The sequence below is a fragment of the Rhodanobacter sp. OR92 genome, assembly GCF_000427545.1.
Lineage (GTDB): Bacteria > Pseudomonadota > Gammaproteobacteria > Xanthomonadales > Rhodanobacteraceae > Rhodanobacter > Rhodanobacter denitrificans.
The window spans coordinates 171,571-188,081 of the sequence record NZ_ATYF01000013.1; the positions used below are offsets into that span (position 1 = coordinate 171,571).

14 protein-coding genes and 1 rRNA gene are annotated in these 16,511 nt (G+C 68.4%); 1 reads left to right on the top strand and 14 read right to left on the bottom strand.

Annotated elements, in window-relative coordinates; translation table 11 throughout:
• Window positions 1-21 precede the first annotated feature (21 nt).
• The 12 genes from RHOOR92_RS0108210 to RHOOR92_RS0108265 form a co-directional block, all read right to left on the bottom strand.
• On the bottom strand, window positions 22-2,262 hold the full coding sequence (locus tag RHOOR92_RS0108210; RefSeq protein WP_027490020.1) for a carboxy terminal-processing peptidase: 2,241 nt from the start codon (window positions 2,260-2,262) through the stop codon (window positions 22-24).
• Between the two features lie 8 nt (window positions 2,263-2,270).
• On the bottom strand, window positions 2,271-3,278 hold the full coding sequence (gene lipA, locus RHOOR92_RS0108215) for a lipoyl synthase (protein ID WP_015446651.1): 1,008 nt from the start codon (window positions 3,276-3,278) through the stop codon (window positions 2,271-2,273).
• A 9-nt stretch (window positions 3,279-3,287) separates the two neighbouring features.
• A complete protein-coding gene (gene lipB / locus RHOOR92_RS0108220) occupies window positions 3,288-3,986 on the bottom strand; it encodes a lipoyl(octanoyl) transferase LipB (RefSeq protein WP_037115113.1) in 699 nt (232 codons plus the stop codon).
• A gap of 103 nt (window positions 3,987-4,089) precedes the next feature.
• A complete protein-coding gene (locus RHOOR92_RS0108225; RefSeq protein ID WP_027490022.1) occupies window positions 4,090-4,380 on the bottom strand; it encodes a DUF493 family protein in 291 nt (96 codons plus the stop codon).
• Window positions 4,380-5,630 carry a D-alanyl-D-alanine carboxypeptidase family protein gene (locus tag RHOOR92_RS0108230; protein ID WP_015446648.1) on the bottom strand — a complete coding sequence of 417 codons (1,251 nt, stop codon included), beginning with the start codon at window positions 5,628-5,630 and terminating at the stop codon, window positions 4,380-4,382. The genes RHOOR92_RS0108225 and RHOOR92_RS0108230 overlap by 1 nt, the downstream gene beginning before the upstream one ends.
• 70 nt (window positions 5,631-5,700) lie before the next feature.
• Window positions 5,701-6,606: a septal ring lytic transglycosylase RlpA family protein gene (locus RHOOR92_RS0108235; protein ID WP_027490023.1), complete on the bottom strand. Its 906-nt coding sequence runs from the start codon at window positions 6,604-6,606 to the stop codon at window positions 5,701-5,703.
• Complete coding sequence (mltB, locus tag RHOOR92_RS0108240) at window positions 6,603-7,613, bottom strand: lytic murein transglycosylase B (protein WP_015446646.1); 1,011 nt, start codon at window positions 7,611-7,613, stop codon at window positions 6,603-6,605. Before mltB ends, RHOOR92_RS0108235 begins: the two co-directional genes overlap by 4 nt.
• Before the next feature lie 96 nt (window positions 7,614-7,709).
• Window positions 7,710-8,825 carry a rod shape-determining protein RodA gene (rodA, locus tag RHOOR92_RS0108245; RefSeq protein ID WP_027490024.1) on the bottom strand — a complete coding sequence of 372 codons (1,116 nt, stop codon included), beginning with the start codon at window positions 8,823-8,825 and terminating at the stop codon, window positions 7,710-7,712.
• The gene (gene mrdA / locus RHOOR92_RS0108250) at window positions 8,822-10,828 is read right to left on the bottom strand and encodes a penicillin-binding protein 2 (protein ID WP_027490025.1); all 2,007 of its coding nucleotides are present in this window, start codon (window positions 10,826-10,828) and stop codon (window positions 8,822-8,824) included. The genes rodA and mrdA overlap by 4 nt, the downstream gene beginning before the upstream one ends.
• Window positions 10,829-10,844: 16 nt before the next feature.
• Window positions 10,845-11,330, bottom strand: coding sequence for a rod shape-determining protein MreD (gene mreD, locus RHOOR92_RS0108255; RefSeq protein WP_015446643.1), 486 nt, complete (start codon window positions 11,328-11,330; stop codon window positions 10,845-10,847).
• Window positions 11,327-12,277 carry a rod shape-determining protein MreC gene (gene mreC / locus RHOOR92_RS0108260; protein WP_027490026.1) on the bottom strand — a complete coding sequence of 317 codons (951 nt, stop codon included), beginning with the start codon at window positions 12,275-12,277 and terminating at the stop codon, window positions 11,327-11,329. The genes mreD and mreC overlap by 4 nt, the downstream gene beginning before the upstream one ends.
• Before the next feature lie 12 nt (window positions 12,278-12,289).
• Window positions 12,290-13,336 carry a rod shape-determining protein gene (locus RHOOR92_RS0108265; protein ID WP_015446641.1) on the bottom strand — a complete coding sequence of 349 codons (1,047 nt, stop codon included), beginning with the start codon at window positions 13,334-13,336 and terminating at the stop codon, window positions 12,290-12,292.
• A gap of 276 nt (window positions 13,337-13,612) precedes the next feature.
• Between RHOOR92_RS0108265 and RHOOR92_RS0108270 the strand changes: the two genes are divergently transcribed.
• Window positions 13,613-14,548 carry a carbohydrate kinase family protein gene (locus tag RHOOR92_RS0108270; protein ID WP_015446640.1) on the top strand — a complete coding sequence of 312 codons (936 nt, stop codon included), beginning with the start codon at window positions 13,613-13,615 and terminating at the stop codon, window positions 14,546-14,548.
• A 47-nt stretch (window positions 14,549-14,595) separates the two neighbouring features.
• On the opposite strand, the gene glpK is transcribed toward RHOOR92_RS0108270, so the two are convergent.
• Both glpK and rrf read right to left on the bottom strand, forming a co-directional pair.
• Entirely contained in the window at window positions 14,596-16,095 is a 1,500-nt protein-coding gene (glpK, locus tag RHOOR92_RS0108275; RefSeq protein ID WP_027490027.1) for a glycerol kinase GlpK, read from the bottom strand.
• Window positions 16,096-16,333: 238 nt separating this feature from the next.
• A 5S ribosomal RNA gene (gene rrf / locus RHOOR92_RS0108280) occupies window positions 16,334-16,447 on the bottom strand.
• Window positions 16,448-16,511 lie beyond the last annotated feature (64 nt).

The following is a 16,511-nucleotide window of genomic DNA, read 5'->3' on the forward strand; positions in this document are numbered from 1 at the left end:
TCGTTTCGCCAGAGCGGGTACTCAGTGTGCGACGCTGCTTGCGGCCGGTGCAGGTACGCTGGCCAGCGCGTGGGGCGAGAACCTGCCGCCGTACGGCAGCACTTCGGCGGCCAGCTGCGGGTCGGCCTTGATCATGCCGATCGCATCGAACAGGATGTGCGCGGTCTCGTTGAGCTGCACGTCCTTCGCCTTCTTCGCCTCCTTCTCCTGCTTGAGCTCGCTCTTCAGGCTGCGCTCGTTCGCGTTGAGGCCGTCGTCCAGGCTGCTGGCCTCGTCGGCGAGCGAGGCGTCGGTGCCGTCGATGGCCTTGTGCCGCGCGCGGAAATCGGCCTGGACCGCCTCCAGCTGCTTGCGCTCGACCTCGCGCGTGGCGAAGTTCAGCGAGATCGCGGTCTTCGCGCGCATCGTGCGGTACTGCGCCAGTTCGTCCAGCATCAGCTTCCACGCCGGCGACTGCGCCACGCGCTCGGCGTGCTTCTGCTGCAGCTGCGGCAGGTAGGCGTTGAGGTTCGCCACCGCCTGGTAATCGGCCGGCGCGATCTGGGTCCACTTCAGCGCGTTGTCGTAGGTCGACTCGCCGAAGTCCTTGTCGTCGCCGTTCTTCGGGAACGCGATGTCCGGCGTCACGCCCTTCAGCTGGGTGGAGCCGCCGTTGATGCGGAAGAATTCCTGGATGGTCATCTTCAGCTCGCCCAGCTGCGGCTTCTCGCTGTCGCTCTGCGCGAAGCGGTCCAGGTCGACCAGGTTCTGCACGGTGCCCTTGCCGAAGGTCGGCTCGCCGATGATCAGGCCGCGATGGTAATCCTGGATCGCCGCGGAGAAGATCTCCGACGCCGACGCCGTGCCGCGGTTGACCAGCACCGCCAGCGGCCCGCTCCAGGCCATGCCCGGGTCGTCGTCGCCCTGCTCCTCGACCTCGCCCTTGGAGTCGCGCACCTGCACCACCGGGCCCTTGTCGATGAACAGGCCGGTCAGCGAATTGGCCTCGGCCAGCGAACCGCCGCCGTTGTTGCGCAGGTCCACCACCACGCCCTGCACGCCCTCATGCTTCAGCTCGCCGAGCAGGCGGGCGACGTCGCGGGTGGCGCTCTTGAAATTCTTGTCGCCGGCACTGCGCGCGCCGAAGTCGGAGTAGAACGTGGGCAGCTCGATCACGCCGATCTTGCGGGTGACGTCACCGTCCTTGATCTCCACGACCTTCTTTTTCGCCGCCTGCTCCTCGATGCTGACCTTCTTGCGCACCAGGCTGACCATCTCGTGCTTGCCGTCCACGCCGACGTCGGCGGGGATGACCTCCAGCCGCACGGTGGTATCCTTTTTGCCGCGGATCAGGTTGACCACGTCGTCCAGCCGCCAGCCGATCACGTCGACGATCGGGCCGTTGTCGCCCTGGCCGACGCCGACGATGCGGTCGCCGACCTGGATCCGGCCGGACTTGGCGGCCGGTCCGGCCGGCACCAGCTCGCGCACCTGGGTGTAGTCGTCGCGCGGCTGCAGCACCGCGCCGATGCCTTCCAGCGACAGCTTCATCGAGATGTCGAAGTTCTCCGCCGCGCGCGGGCCGAGGTAGTCGGTGTGCGGGTCGGTGGTCTCGGCGTAGGCGGTCATGAAGGTCTGGAACGCGTCCTGGCCGTCGAGCTGCCTGACCCGCTCGATGTAGCCGGCGTAGCGCTTGTCCAGCGTCTTGCGGATCTCCGCGTCGCCCTTGCCGGCCAGCTTCAGCCGCAGCCAGTCGTTCTTGGTGCGCTTGCGCCACAGGTCGTCCAGCGCAGCCTGGTCCTTCGGCCAGTCGGCGTGCTCGCGGTCGAAGGTGTAGCTCTCGTCGGCGGCAAAGTCGAAGCCCTGCTTGAGCAGGCCGCGCGCGTAGTTCATGCGCTCGACCGCGCGCTGCACGTAGAGGTTGAACACCGCGAACGGCGCGGACAGGTCCTGGTTCCAGATCGCGTCGTCGAGCTGGGTCTTCAGCGGCGCGAACTTGGCCATGTCGGCCTGGGTGAAGAACACCTTCTCGCTGTCCAGCAACTTGAAGTACGCGGTGTAGATGCGCGCCGACATCGCATCGTCGAGCGGCTGCGCGTCGTAGTGGAAACGGGTCAGGAAGCGCGCCGACAGCTGCGCGGCCTGCGCCTCCTCGGGGGTGGAAGTGAGCGGCCAGCTGGCTGCCTTGCGGGCCTTGCCGGCACCGAGGTCGGCGGCCGACTGCGCGAGCGCGCAGGTCGCGGTGAAGGCAAGCAGCAGGACCAGCGCGGGACGAAATTTCATGGAGGCTCTCAGGCTGACTCGGTGACACCGGCTGCATGGGCCTGCAGGTCGGCGTGGTAGGACGAACGCACCAACGGACCGGAGGCGACGTGGTGGAACCCCATCGCCTCGCCTTCCTCGCGCAGCGCGTCGAATTCGTCGGGCGTCCAGTAGCGCACCACCGGATGATGGTGCGGCGTGGGCTGCAGGTACTGGCCGATGGTGATCATCTCGACGTCATGGGCGCGCAGGTCGTGCATGGTTTCCAGCACCTGCTCGTGCGTCTCGCCCAGGCCGAGCATGATGCCGGACTTGGTCGGCACCTGCGGGTGCTGCGCCTTGAAGCGCTTCAGCAGATCCAGCGACCACTGGTAGTCGGCGCCCGGGCGCACCTCGCGGTACAGGTGCGGCACGGTTTCCAGGTTGTGGTTGAACACGTCCGGCGGGAACTCCTTCAGCACTTCCAGCGCGCGCTCCATGCGGCCCTTGCCGCGGAAATCCGGGGTGAGGATCTCGATGCGGATGTTCGGGCTGGCGTGGCGCGTGGCGCGGATGCAGGCGGCGAAGTGCTCGGCGCCGCCATCGCGCAGGTCGTCGCGGTCGACCGAGGTGATCACCACGTACTTCAGGCGCATGTCGGCGATGGTCTCGGCGAGGCGCGCCGGCTCCAGCGGATCGGGCGCCACCGGGCGGCCATGCGCCACATCGCAGAACGAGCAGCGCCGCGTGCACACCTCGCCCAGGATCATGAAGGTGGCGGTGCCCTTGCTGAAGCACTCGTGGATGTTCGGGCAGGAGGCTTCCTCGCACACGGTGACCAGCGAGTTCTCGCGCAGGCGCGCCTTCAGCTGCTGCACGGCGTTGCCCTGCGGCAGCCGCACGCGGATCCAGCTGGGCTTGCGCAGGGTCGGCACGCTGGTGTCGAAACCGGCGCGGTTCAGCGCGATCTTGTCGTTGCCCAGCTGCTTTTCACCCGCGGGCGCGCCGCTGACGACGGCGATCGGGATGACCTTGGGAGAGGTGGAGATTTCGCTCATGTAGACAGCTCAGACCGCGGCGCGGGCGGGGAGTTCGGGCAGGATGGGGGCGGCGGGCTCGGCGACGAAGCCGAACTGGCGGCAGAACTCCTCCACCAGCACGTCCTCGACCGCGGCCAGCTGCGACGGACCGCCCAAGTCTAGCAGCTGCGTGACCGCCAAACCCTTGTAACCGCAGGGGTTGATGCGGTGGAACGGCTCCAGGTCCATGGCCACGTTGAAAGCCAGCCCATGGAAGCTGCAGCCGCGGCGCACGCGCAGGCCGAGCGCGGCGACCTTGGCGTCGGCCACGTAGACGCCGGGGGCGCCCTCGCGGCGCGCCGCGATCACGTTCCAGTGCGCCAGCGTGTCGATCAGCGCCTGCTCGATCCGGTGCACCAGCTCGCGCACGCCCACGCCGGCGCGGCGCAGGTCGATCAGCGGGTAGCCGACGATCTGGCCGGGGCCGTGGTAGGTCACCTGGCCGCCGCGGTCGACCGGGATCACCGGGATGTCGCCCGGCGCCAGCACGTGCTCCATCTTGCCGGCCTGGCCCAGGGTGAACACCGGGTCGTGCTGCAGCAGCCAGAATTCGTCGGGCGTGCCGGCGGTGCGGTTGTCGGTGAACGCGCTCATCGCCTGCCAGGTCGCCGCGTACGGCTGACGGCCGAGGCGGCGGATTTTCAGCGAAGGCGAGGCCGGCTGGGGGATTCGGGATTCGTTGTTCACGGGCTGTCTTGCGGTGTTCCTGAAAATGACGGCGGCGCACCTGACGATGGAGCCGGACTGCGGCTTCTGCAAATCCCGAAGCCCCCATTCCGACGCCGGCCGTTCACATCGTGTAACGGATGTCCGGGTCGGCACGCAGCGCATGATGCGCCGCCTCGTACTGCTCGCGGCTGTCGCAGCGGAAGCTCACCGTGACCGAGACGAAGTTGCCCGCGCCGGAGTGCCGGTGGCGCACGGTCTCGTGCAGCACGTGCAGGCCGGCGCGCTCCAGCAGTTGCGGCACCTGGGTCGGCAGGTTCGCGCTGGCGCTGCCGACCGCGGTGATCTCGAACTCGCCGGGAAACTGGAAGCCCTTGCCTTCCTGCTTCGCCTTGCTGAAGTCGATCGGCCGTATCACTTCGCACCCGCGTCCTTGGCCGGTGCTTGCGCGTCGACCTTCTTGTCGCTGTGGAACCACAGCAGGATGCTGTCCCACAGGCGCGAGAAGAAGCCGCCCTGCGGCGCGTCGGCCAGCGCCACCAGCGGCACGCTCTGCACCGGCTGGCCGTCCAGCGTGATGCGCAGCGTGCCGATCTGCTGGCCCTTGCTGAACGGCGCGATCAGCGTGGCGGGAATATCCATGGTCGCCTTGAGCTGGTCGTACTGGCCGCGCTTGACGGTGACCAGCACGTCGTCGGCCACGCCCAGCGGCAGCTGGTTGGCCGCGCCCTTCCACAACCGCGGCGTGGCCAGCGGCTTGCCGGCACCGTACAGCTTGTGCGTCTCGTAGAAGCGGAAGCCGTAGTTGAGCAGGGCCATCGCCGAATCGGCGCGTGCCTTCTCGCTGCTGGCACCCATCACGATCGCGATCATGCGTGCATCGCCCTGCTTCGCCGAGGCGGCCAGGCAGTAGCCGGCGGCCGCGGTGTGGCCGGTCTTGATGCCGTCCACGCTGGGGTCGCGCCACAGCAGCGTGTTGCGGTTGTGCTGCTTGATCCCGTTCCACTCGAACTCCTTGACCGCGGAGATCGCGTAGTCCTCGGGGAAGTCGTGGATCAGCGCGCGCGACAGGATCGCGATGTCGTGCGCGGTGGTGTAGTGGTTCGCGATCGGGTAGCCGGAGGCGTTCTCGAAGTTCGAGTTGACCATGCCCAGCTGCTTGGCGTATGCGTTCATCAGCCCGGCAAACGCCGGCTCGGAGCCGGCGGTGTGCTCGGCCAGCGCGATCGCCGCGTCATTGCCGGACTGGATGATCATGCCGTACAGCAGGTCCTTCAACGGCACCTGGCTGTTGAGCTTGAGGAAGCTGGTGGAGCCGTCGGTGCCGGCGCCGCCGCCGCGCCAGGCGTTCTCGCTGATGGTGACCGGGTCGGTCATGTGGATCTTGCCGTTGGCGATCTCGGCCGAGACCACGTAGTCGGTCATCACCTTGGTGATCGAGGCCGGCTCCACGCGCTGGTCGGGTTCCTTGCTGGCGAGCATCTGGCCGGTGGCGTAATCCATCAGCACCCAGCTCTTGCCGTCGACATCCGGCGGCGGCGGCACCGGCGCGTCCGGTACCACTGGACGCGGCACCGGCGACGGGCGCGGCGGCGTCTGGGCAACGGCAACACCGACCAGCAGGACGGCGGCGAACGGGGTCAGGGTACGGCGGAAAAAATTCATCGTGTGGTTCAGTCCGGTAGCTGGATGCCGGCATCGCCGACATGATGGAAAAAAGCTGCGCAAATCCTGCTCAGTCTACCGCGACCTGGGGTCGCGGCAGACCCATGCCCTCGATCCGCGCGGTGACTTGGTCGGCCCGATCCACGCTGGCCAGCGGCCCGACCCGCACCCGGCGCACGCGCTGACCGTTGATCACCGCCTCGCTCACCTGCACCGCGCCGAGATTGGCCCGGCGCAGGCGCTGGGCCAGCCGGTCGGCGTTGTCCGCGTCGGCGAACGCACCCACCTGCAGGTAGATCCCGGGATGTCCGCTTGTGACCACGGTCGGCGGTGGCAGTTCCTGCAGCGGCTGGCCGGGGTCGATCCCGCGCACCTCGACCAGGCCGGTGCCCTTGGGCCAGATGCCGATCTTCACCGCGGCGGCGTAGGACAGGTCGATCAGCCGGTTGTCGTGGAACGGACCGCGGTCGTTGACCCGCACGATCACGCTCTTGCCGGTCTCCAGGTTGGTGACGCGCGCGTAGCTGGGCAGCGGCAGCGTGGTGCTGGCCGCGCTGAACGCATACATGTCGTAGGTCTCCAGGCTGGAGGTCTTGTAGCCGTGGAACTTGTTGCCGTAGAACGAGGCGATGCCGCGCTCGTCGTAGCCGCGCGCGCTGGGCAGCACGCGATAGGTCTGCCCGCGCACGGTATAGGGCGACTTGTTGCCGTACAGCGAGCGCGGCTCCGCCTTCGGCACCGGCTCGACCAGCTGGCTGACGTCGAGCGGCGGCGGCACGCTGTCCTCGCCGTCGCGATAGCGGCTGCCCTGTGGCTTGCTGAGGTCGTCGTGGAAAGCGTCGCCACCGCGGGAGCGTGACTGATCCCGCGCGCCATCCTGCCGGCTGCCGCCATGGGACGGCTTGGTCCGGTGGCTGCCGCAACCGGCCAGCAGCAGGATCGCCGCCAGCGCGGCCGCCGCGCGCAGCGCCCTCATCGCGCCACTTCCGCCTGGCCCACGCCGGCGGCAATCGCCTGCGCCAGCTGGTCGACCGCCATCGCGTACAGCGGGCTGCGGTTGTAGCGGGTGATCACGTAGAAGTTCTGGAAGGTGAACCAGTACTCCGGCCCGCGCGCGCCTTCCAGTGTCTGCAGGCTGCTGGGTTCGGCCGGCGACAGCGGCTGCAGCGGCGCGTAGCCCCAGGCCTCCAGTTGCTCCAGCGGCCACTGCGGCTTGGCGTCCTTCACCGCGATCGGCCTGGCCGCGCCGTCCGGCTGCGCCCGCGCCGCCACCGGGCCTCCGGCGATCCAGCCGTGCTTCACGAAGTAATTCGCCACGCTGGCAAAGATGTCCGGCAGTGAATTCGACAGCTCGATATGGCCATCCTGATCCGCGTCCACCGCGAAATCGCGGATGCTGGTGGGCATGAACTGGCCCCAGCCCTGCGCGCCGGCGTAGGAGCCGGTAAGGGTGTCGATCGGCCCGGCCAGGCGGTTGTCCGGCATCTCCAGCAGTTCCTTCAGCTGCTCGCGGAAGAACGTCGCCCGCGGCGGGTAGTACAGGCCCAGCGTGACCAGCGCGTCGAGCACCTTGTACTTGCCGGTGTTGCGGCCATAGCTGGTCTCCACGCCGACGATCGCCACGATGTACTCGGGCGCCACGCCGTACTGCCTGCCGATCTGCTCCAGCAATGCGCGATGCGCGCGGTAGAACGCGACGCCATCGGCGATGCGCTGCTCGGTCAGGAAGATCGGCCGGTAGTCCTTCCACGGCTTGGCCTCGGCCGGGCGGCTGATCGCATCGAGGATGGCCTGCTGCCTCGTCGCGCCGTCGAGCAGCGCATTCAGCGCCTGCGGACTCTTGCCGGTCTCGCGCGCCACCTCGCGCACCAGCTCGGCCTGGCCGGGATGCGTCGTCGCCGTGGCCGGGGTCGGCGCGCCCATCCACAGCAAGGCGAGGATGGCGAGGAAACGGACCGGGAACGGCATGGGTGCAACTGTCATGTCGTGGCTTCGCTCACAGAACAACGATGTCGTCGAAAGCCTAACACGCACGCGGGCGCAACTCCGGGTGAAGGGCGGGCGGAAAACCGGCAACGTTCAGAGGTGCATCTTGCGGTTCGCGTGGATCGACATCAGCACGCCGAAGCCGGTCAGCAGCGACACCGCCGAGGTGCCGCCGTAGCTGATCAGCGGCAGCGGCACGCCGACCACCGGCAGCATGCCGGCGACCATGCCGCCGTTGACGAACACGTAGACGAAGAAGCTCATGCCGATCGCGCCGGCGAGCAGGCGCGAATAGGTGTCGCGCGCCTCCATCGCGATCCACAGGCAGCGGCCGATGATGAACGCGTACAGCGCGAGCAAGGCGGCCACGCCGACCAGGCCGAACTCCTCGGAGAACACCGCGAAGATGAAGTCGGTGGTGTGCTCGGGCAGGAAATCCAGCCGTGATTGCGTGCTGTGCAGCCAGCCCTTGCCGAAGACGCCGCCGGAGCCCACCGCGATCTGCGACTGGATGATGTGCCAGCCGTTGCCGAGCGGGTCGGACTCGGGGTTGAGCAGGGTCAGCACGCGCTCGCGCTGGTACTGGTGCATGAAGTGCCAGCCGACCGGGATCATGCCGGCGACCGCGCCGAGCAGCAGGCCGATGCGCCACCATGCCATGCCGGACAGGAACAGCGCGAACGCGCCGGCCGCGGTCACCAGCACGGCGGTGCCCAGGTCCGGCTGCTCGGCGATCAACCCCGCCGGAATCGCGATCAGCAGGCCGACCATCACGATGTCCTTCCAGCCCGGCGGCAGCTGGCGCGGGTGCAGGTACCAGGCCACCATCATCGGCATGGTCAGCTTGAGCAGTTCGGACGGCTGGAAGCGCATGAAGCCGAGGTCCAGCCAGCGGATCGAGCCGCGGCCCTCGCCCAGGATCGCCACCACCACCAGCAGTGCGGTGCTGCCGGCGTACATCCAGGGCGTCCAGCCGCGCAGCACCGCCGGCGGGATGCGCGACACTACCAGCAGCAGCGCGCCGCCCAGCACGAAACGGGCGGCCTGGCCGCCGACCAGCGCCAGATTGCCGTCGCCGGCGCTGTACAGCGTGACCAGCCCGGTCAGCGCCAGCACGAACAGACCAAGCGCCAGCGGCAGGTCGATCCGCGGCCGGCTGAGGAGGCGGCGCGCGAAACGGCGCGCCCGTGCGTACAGCGCCTCGATCATGGCGTGCCCCCGCTGCTCGTCGCCTGCGCCGGCAGATCCTCGAGCGGCTCGCTGTCTTCCACGCCGGCGTCGGGCGAAACGTTCCCGGCCGGCACGGCAGCCGGCGCCAACGGCGCGACCGACACCGGCAGGCGTTTCGCGTCGGCAATCACGCCGCCGTGCCCGGCCAGCCAGGTATCGAGAATCGCGCGCACGATCGGTCCGGCTGCCTCCGCGCCCCAGGCACCGGATTCGAGGATCGCCGCCACCGCGACCTGCGGGTTGTCGGCCGGCGCGTAGGCAACGAACCAGGCGCGGTGGCGGGTGGCCAGATAGGCCGTGTTGCGATTGGTGTCATAGGCCTCGGAGGTACGCGAGAATCGCTCGGCAGTGCCGCTCTTGCCGGCCATCAGGTACGGGAAGCCGACGCCCAGCTTGCGGCCGGTGCCCCGGGCGCCGTAGATCACCTGCTGCATGCCCTGGTTCACCACGTCCCAGTCGGACGGCTTGCGGATCAGCGACGGTCCGCTGGGCGGATTGGCCAGCGCCTGCGGCTTCGCGTTGACGCCGTCCTGGGTGGCCATCACCACGCGCGGCGCGTACGGGATGCCGTGGCCGGCGAAGGTGGCGATCGCATGGCTCAGCTGCAGCGGGGTGACCGCCCAGAAACCCTGGCCGATGCCGGCGATCACCGTCTCGCCGGGATACCACGGCTGCCTGAGGTTCGCCGCCTTCCACTCGCGCGAGGGCAGCACGCCGGACGACTCGCCGATCAGGTCGATCCCGGTCGGCCGGCCGAAGCCGAACTTGCCCATGTATTCGCTGAGCCGGTCGATGCCCATGTCCAGCGCGAGCTTGTAGAAATACGTGTTCACCGACTGCTCGATGGCGCCGACCAGATCGACCCGCCCCACGCCGCCGCGCTGGTCGTCGCGGTAGCCGCGCTGCTGGCCGGGAATGTAGAACACGCCGGTGGAGACCACGCTGTCCTGCGGCGTGCGCATGCCGGTCTCCAGCCCGGCCAGGCCGATCAGCGGCTTCACCGTGGAGCCGGGCGGGTACACGCCGCGCAGCGCGCGGTTGTACAGCGGCTTGTCGGGGTCGTTGGTCAGCGCGGCGTAGTCGGCCTGGCTGATGCCGTTGACGAACAGGTTGGGATCGAAGCTGGGCACGCTGACCATCGCCAGCACCTGGCCGTTGCGCGGATCGATCGCCACCGCCGCACCGGGGCGGCCGTCGAACGCCGCCTCGGCGGCCTTCTGCAGGCGCACGTCGAGGCTCAGGTAGAGGTTCCTGCCGGGCGTGGGCGCGTGTGTTTCCAGCACGCGCTGGGTACGCCCGTCGGCATTCACTTCCAGCAGCTCGTAGCCCGGCGTGCCGTGCAGGATGTTCTCGTAGGAGCGCTCGATGCCGCTGCGGCCGACGTGGCTGGTGCCCTGGTAGCGCTGCGGATCGAGCCGTTCCAGGTCGTCCGCATCGATGCGCCCGACATAGCCCACCACGTGCGCGAACAGCCCGCCGAAGGGATAGCGCCGGGTCAGGTAGGGCACCACGTCCACGCCGGGAAAGCGCCAGCGGTTCACCGCGAAGCGGGCGATCTCGTCTTCGCTCAGGCGCAGCTTCAGCGGCACGCTCTCGAAGCGCCGGCTCTGCCTGAGCTGCTTGCGGAACGCGTCCAGGTCGTCCTGGTCCAGCGGCACCACCTGGCCCAGCCGCTCCAGCAGCGCCGGCATGTCCTTGACCTGTTCGGGCACCACTTCCAGCCGGAACGCCGGCACGTTGTCGGCCAGCAGCACGCCGTTGCGGTCGTAGATCAGCCCGCGTGCCGGCGGGATCGCGCGCGGCTTGACCCGGTTGGCCTGCGAACGGGTGACGAACTCGTCGTGATGCAGCACCTGCAGGAACACGAAGCGGCCGACGAGCAGGCACAGGCACAGTACGATCAGCACGAAGCCGGCCAGCGCGCGACGCCGGAACAGCAGGCTTTCGCCGCGGGGGTCCTTGATCGAACGCCGGGGTTTCATGTCACGGATTCACGGCTCATTGGATCCGCAGCCGCGCGCGCAGGTCGTCGAGCAGCAAGAACAGGAACGGCCATAGTGCAGCGCCGACGAACGGCGAGATCCACCAACTGGCCGGCGGCAGCGAGGCGCCAGCCAGCACGCGCACGATCAGCAGCAGGATGCGGTCGTTCAGTAGCAGCGCCAGCACCGCCAGCGCCTGTTGCCACATCGGGAAGAAGCGCAGCCGCGAACGGAAACGCAACGCGATGAACGCCAGTGCGCACAGGCGCAGCGCCTGCTCACCCAGCACCACGCCGTTAATCAGGTCCGCCGCCAGACCCACGCTGAAGGCCAGCCCCAGGGTGACCCGGTCTTCCGATTCCAGCGACCAATACAACAGGACCAGGGCCGGCCAGTACGGCTTGAACGGCTCCAGCACGCCGGGCAGCGGCACCAGCATCGACACCAGCGCGAACACCAGCGTGCCGACGAACCACCACAGGCTCAGGCGTTGCCGGTTCATCGCGGCACTCCGACGGCTGCCGGCGGGGCGGCCGAGGTGGCGCCGGTCGGCGCCAGATCAGTCGGCGGCCCCATCGGCGTCACCGGCGCCGGCGGGCCGTCCGGCTCGGCCAGGTCGTGCAGCAGCAGCACGTCCTCGCTGCGGTCGAGATCCGCTGCCGGCTGCGCCATCGCCACCAGGAACATGCCCGTCGCCGAGGGCGCCACCGAGCGCACCTCACCGACCGGGAAGCCCGGCGGGAAGCGCCCGCCGATCCCCGAAGTGAGCAGCTTGTCGCCCGCGCGCACGTCGGCCGCCAGCGGAATGGTCGGCAAGCTGAGCTGGTCGCCGTCGCGCGAGCCGTAGGCCACCGTGCGCAGGCCGGTGCGTTCGATCACCACCGGGATCGCATGCGCCGGATCGGTGATCAGCATCACCACCGAGGTGGTCGGCAGCACTTCCTTCACCTGGCCCATCACGCCGTGCGCGTCGATCACCGGCTGACCCGGCCTGACGCCGTCGCGGGCGCCCATGTTCAGCGTGAGCCGATAGCGGTAGGCGCCGAGATCCACGCCGATCACCCGTGCCAGCTGCACGTTCAGTTCCAGGCTGTGCTGGGTGTCGAGCAGTTCCTTCAACCGCTGGTTCTGTTCGGCCACCGCAGCCATCCGGTTCAACTTGGCGTTCGCCAGCAGCAGGTCTTCGCGCAGGCGCTGGTTCTGCTCGGTCAGCCGCTGGCGATCGGCGAACGCCACGCTCATGGTGCGGATTCCGGCTGTCGGCAGGCCAGCCAGCCGGTACACCGGCTCGACCACCATCGACGCCGTGTAGCGCAGGCGCCACAGCCAGCCGTTGCGATGGTCGAGCACCATCAACACCACGGCCAACGCGAGGTAGACGATCAGGCGCAGCGTGCCCGCGGCATTGCCGGCGAACAGCGGCGAGGACTCGTCACGGGTGCGCGCCATCGTGGACGCGGCTTATTCGGGCGCGAAGAAATCGCTGCCGTGCTGATCGATCAGCTCCAGCGCCTTGCCGCCGCCACGCGCCACGCAAGTCAGTGGATCGTCCGCCACTTGCACGTGCAGGCCGGTCTCCTCGGAGATCAGCCGGTCCAGATCGCGCAGCAGCGCGCCGCCGCCGGTGAGCACGATGCCGCGCTCGGCGACGTCGGAGCACAGTTCCGGCGGAGTCTGCTCCAGCGCCGACTTCACCGCCGCCACGATGCCGGCCAGCGGCTCGTGCAGCGCCTCGAGAATTTCGTTGGAGTTGATCGTGAACATGCGCGGCACGCCCTCGGCCAGGTTGCGGCCGGAGATCTCGATTTCCTTGACCTCGCCCTGCGGGAACGCACAACCGATCTGCAGCTTGATCCGCTCGGCGGTGGATTCGCCGATCAGGGTGCCATGGTTGCGCCGCACGTAGTTGATGATGGCCTCGTCGAAGCGGTCGCCGCCCACGCGCACCGACTGCGAGTAGACAATGCCGTTGAGCGAGATCACCGCCACTTCCGAGGTGCCGCCGCCGATGTCCAGCACCATCGCGCCGCGCGCCTCGTGCACCGGGATGCCGGCGCCGATCGCGGCAGCCATCGGCTCCTCGATCAGGAACACGTCACGGGCGCCGGCGCCTTCGGCCGATTCCTTGATCGCGCGGCGCTCGACCTGGGTCGAACCGCACGGCACGCAGACCAGCACGCGCGGACTCGGGCGCAGGAAGCGCGACTTGTGCACCTGCTTGATGAAGTGCTGCAGCATCGCCTCGGTCATGGTGAAGTCGGCGATCACGCCATCCTTCATCGGCCGCACGGTGGCGATGTTGCCCGGCGTGCGGCCGAGCATGCGCTTGGCGTCGCTGCCGACCGCAGCGATCGTGCGCGGGCCGCCGGGGCCGCGATCCTGGCGGATCGCCACCACCGAGGGCTCGTTCAACACGATGCCCTGGCCGCGCACATAGATCAGCGTGTTGGCCGTGCCGAGGTCGATGGAGATGTCGTTGGAGAAGATCCCGCGAAACTTCTTGAACATGGGTCCGCCGTGGTTCGGCCTGGCTAAAAAGTAAGCTCGCCAGTCTAGTCAGCGTGACCGGCATGCGCAAGGACAATAACGTTAAGAAACCCTTGTACAACACGACCATAAGCACACTTTCTGCGCCTCGAAATGAACTGGGGGCCGCCGCCGGAAGTCGCCAATCCGGGCGGATGGCGGTACGATTCACCGCTTTGACCGGAGCCGTCCGGCCCGGCCTCATGCCGGACACGGCTGCCGCTCTTTCCATACCTTGCTCCGGGGGCTCCCGCACACATGTCTGCCGTCATCTGCGGATCGCTGGCCTACGACACCATCATGGTGTTCCAGGACCAGTTCAAGAACCACATCCTGCCCGACCAGATGCACATCCTGAATGTGTCGTTCCTGGTGCCGCGGATGCGCCGCGAGTTCGGCGGCTGCGCCGGCAACATCGCCTACAACCTCAAGCTGCTCGGCGGCGACCCCCTGCCGGTGGCGGCCGTGGGCCAGGATTTCGGGCCGTACCGCAAGCATATGGAGCAATGCGGCATCCGGCTCGACGGCGTGCGCGAATTCGACGACCAGTTCACCCCGCAGTGCTTCATCACCACCGACCTGGACAACAACCAGATCACCGCCTTCCATCCCGGCGCAATGTCCAGTGCGCAGGAAAACCACGTGCGGGACATTCCGCAGATCGACTTCGCGATCGTTGCTCCCGACGGCCGCGAGGCGATGCTGCAGCACGTCGACGAGTTCGCCCTGCGCGGCGTACCGTTCATCTTCGACCCGGGCCAGGCAATGCCGCTGTTCAGCGGCGACGAGTTCCGCTCGATGATCGGCAAGTCGACCTACGTGATCGTCAACGACTACGAGTCGCAGCTGCTGCAGGCGCGCACCGGCTGGAGTGCCGCCGAGATCGCCGAGCAGGTGACGGCGTACATCGTGACCCAGGGCCCGCGCGGCTCAGTCATCCACGCCGGCAGCGACACCCACCACATCCCGCCGGCGCGCGAGCGCCAGATCGTGGACCCGACCGGCTGCGGTGACGCTTATCGCGCCGGGCTGATCTTCGGCATCATGCGCGGCAAGGACTGGCCGACGACCGGCCGCATGGCCTCGCTGATGGGCGCGCTGAAAGTGGAGCACCCCGGCACGCAGAATCAGCGCTTCAGCTACGGCGAGTTCGCCGCAGCATTCCTGGACCAGTTCGGTTACGGCCTGGACTGATCGCGGCTCGAAGGCGGGCGCGGTCGCGGCGGCCAGCGCGCCGGCCTTCAATCGACGCGAAAGCCGATGGTGGCGTTCACCGCATCCAGCCAGCCGCGATACAGCCGCTCACGGCGCGACGCCTCCATCGCAGGCAGGAAGCGCCGGTCAACCTGCCACAACGCCGCAATCTGCTCGCGGCTTTCCCAGAAGCCCACGGCGAGACCGGCCAGGTAAGCCGCGCCCAGCGCCGTGGTCTCGGCGACCTTCGGCCGCAGCACCGGTACGCCGAGCATGTCACTCTGGAATTGCGCCATGAAGTCGTTGGCGATCGCGCCGCCATCCGCGCGGAGTTCCTTCAACGGAATGCTGGCGTCGGCCTCCATCGCGGCCAACACGTCGCGCGACTGATAGGCCATCGACTCCAGCGCCGCGCGCACGACATGCTCCTTGCGCGTGCCTCGCGACAAGCCGAACATCGCGCCGCGCACGTCACTGCGCCAGTACGGTGCGCCCAGCCCGACGAAGGCCGGTACCACATACACGCCTTCGCTGGATTCCACGCTCTCCGCGCACGCCTGTGAATCGCTGGTCCGTGCCAGGATCTGCAGGCCATCGCGCAACCACTGCACCACCGAGCCGGCGACGAAGATGCTGCCTTCCAGCGCGTACTCGACGGCCCCATCCAGTTCCCACGCAATCGTGGTCAGCAGCCCGTGGCGCGACGGTACGGCCCGGACCCCGGTATGCATCAGCATGAAGCAGCCCGTACCGTAGGTGTTCTTGGCCATGCCGGGCTCGAAACAGGCCTGGCCGAACAGTGCCGCCTGCTGGTCGCCGGCCACGCCGCTGATCGGCACGCCGGCCGGCACGCCGGGCAGTGCCACGGTGCGGCCGTAGACCTCGCTGCACGAGCGCACCTCCGGCAACATGCTGCGCGGAATATCCAGCATGCGCAGCAGTTCGTCGTCCCACTGCCGCATGTGGATGTCGAACAACAGCGTGCGCGCGGCGTTGCTGACGTCGGTGGCGTGCAGCCCGCCCCCCGTCAGGTTCCAGAGCAGCCAGCTGTCGATCGTGCCGAACAGCAGGTCGCCGCGTTCCGCGCGGGCACGTGCGCCAGCGACATGATCGAGGATCCAGCGGATCTTGCTGCCGGAAAAGTACGCGTCGATCAGCAGTCCGGTCTTCTGGCGCACCAGCGCGGCATAACCCTCCGCCTCCAGCCCCTCGCAGATCGCCAGGCTCTGTCGCGATTGCCAGACGATCGCGTTGCGGACGGGTCGACCGGTATGGCGATCCCACACCACGGTGGTCTCGCGCTGGTTGGCGATACCGATGCCGGCCAGCTCGCGCGCGCCAACCCGTGCCGCGCCCAGCACCTCGCCAACCGTCGCCAGCACGCTGGCCAGAATCTCCTGAGGATCGTGCTCGACCCAGCCTGGCCGGGGGAAGATCTGACGAAACTCGCGCTGCGCCGAGCCGACCACGCCACCGGCCCGGTCGAACAATATGGCGCGCGAACTGGTGGTGCCCTGATCTATCGCCAGTACATAACGTTGTGCCACAGCCATTCCTTCCACGCGAACCTGCCGGCAAAGATTAGCAAGAGAGCGTGCGCACGGCGGATCCCGGGGGGCTCCGGAGCGGCGCCGAAGGTGTTGGCGCACGGGCGGCAACACGCTGCTGGCCGAGACCCGGGGTGAAGCGCCAGCCGTACCAAAGCCCCCGAGCGTTGCCGTTGGGGGAGTGAGGCTGATAAAGACGAAGGCCTCCCCGGATGGGGAGGCCTTCTAAGGATAAAGCCCCTGGCGGTGACCTACTCTTGCATGGCAAAGCCACACTACCATCGGCGCATGCGCGTTTCACTTCTGAGTTCGGGATGGGATCAGGTGGGACCACGCCGCTATGGCCGCCAGGGAAGGGGTGGGAGCAGCGCTGACGCGCCGGCTCCGCATTTTTGAAGAGTCCGCCACGGATGGCG

What these genes read in the sequence shown, in the direction of transcription:
- RHOOR92_RS0108210 (WP_027490020.1), bottom strand. Translation starts at nt 2,262, where the DNA reads ATGAAATTTCGTCCCGCGCTGGTCCTGCTGCTTGCCTTCACCGCGACC.
- lipA (WP_015446651.1), bottom strand. Translation starts at nt 3,278, where the DNA reads ATGAGCGAAATCTCCACCTCTCCCAAGGTCATCCCGATCGCCGTCGTC.
- RHOOR92_RS0108230 (WP_015446648.1), bottom strand. Translation starts at nt 5,630, where the DNA reads ATGAATTTTTTCCGCCGTACCCTGACCCCGTTCGCCGCCGTCCTGCTG.
- RHOOR92_RS0108235 (WP_027490023.1), bottom strand. Translation starts at nt 6,606, where the DNA reads ATGAGGGCGCTGCGCGCGGCGGCCGCGCTGGCGGCGATCCTGCTGCTG.
- mltB (WP_015446646.1), bottom strand. Translation starts at nt 7,613, where the DNA reads ATGACAGTTGCACCCATGCCGTTCCCGGTCCGTTTCCTCGCCATCCTC.
- rodA (WP_027490024.1), bottom strand. Translation starts at nt 8,825, where the DNA reads ATGATCGAGGCGCTGTACGCACGGGCGCGCCGTTTCGCGCGCCGCCTC.
- mrdA (WP_027490025.1), bottom strand. Translation starts at nt 10,828, where the DNA reads ATGAAACCCCGGCGTTCGATCAAGGACCCCCGCGGCGAAAGCCTGCTG.
- mreD (WP_015446643.1), bottom strand. Translation starts at nt 11,330, where the DNA reads ATGAACCGGCAACGCCTGAGCCTGTGGTGGTTCGTCGGCACGCTGGTG.
- mreC (WP_027490026.1), bottom strand. Translation starts at nt 12,277, where the DNA reads ATGGCGCGCACCCGTGACGAGTCCTCGCCGCTGTTCGCCGGCAATGCC.
- RHOOR92_RS0108265 (WP_015446641.1), bottom strand. Translation starts at nt 13,336, where the DNA reads ATGTTCAAGAAGTTTCGCGGGATCTTCTCCAACGACATCTCCATCGAC.
- RHOOR92_RS0108270 (WP_015446640.1), top strand. Translation starts at nt 13,613, where the DNA reads ATGTCTGCCGTCATCTGCGGATCGCTGGCCTACGACACCATCATGGTG.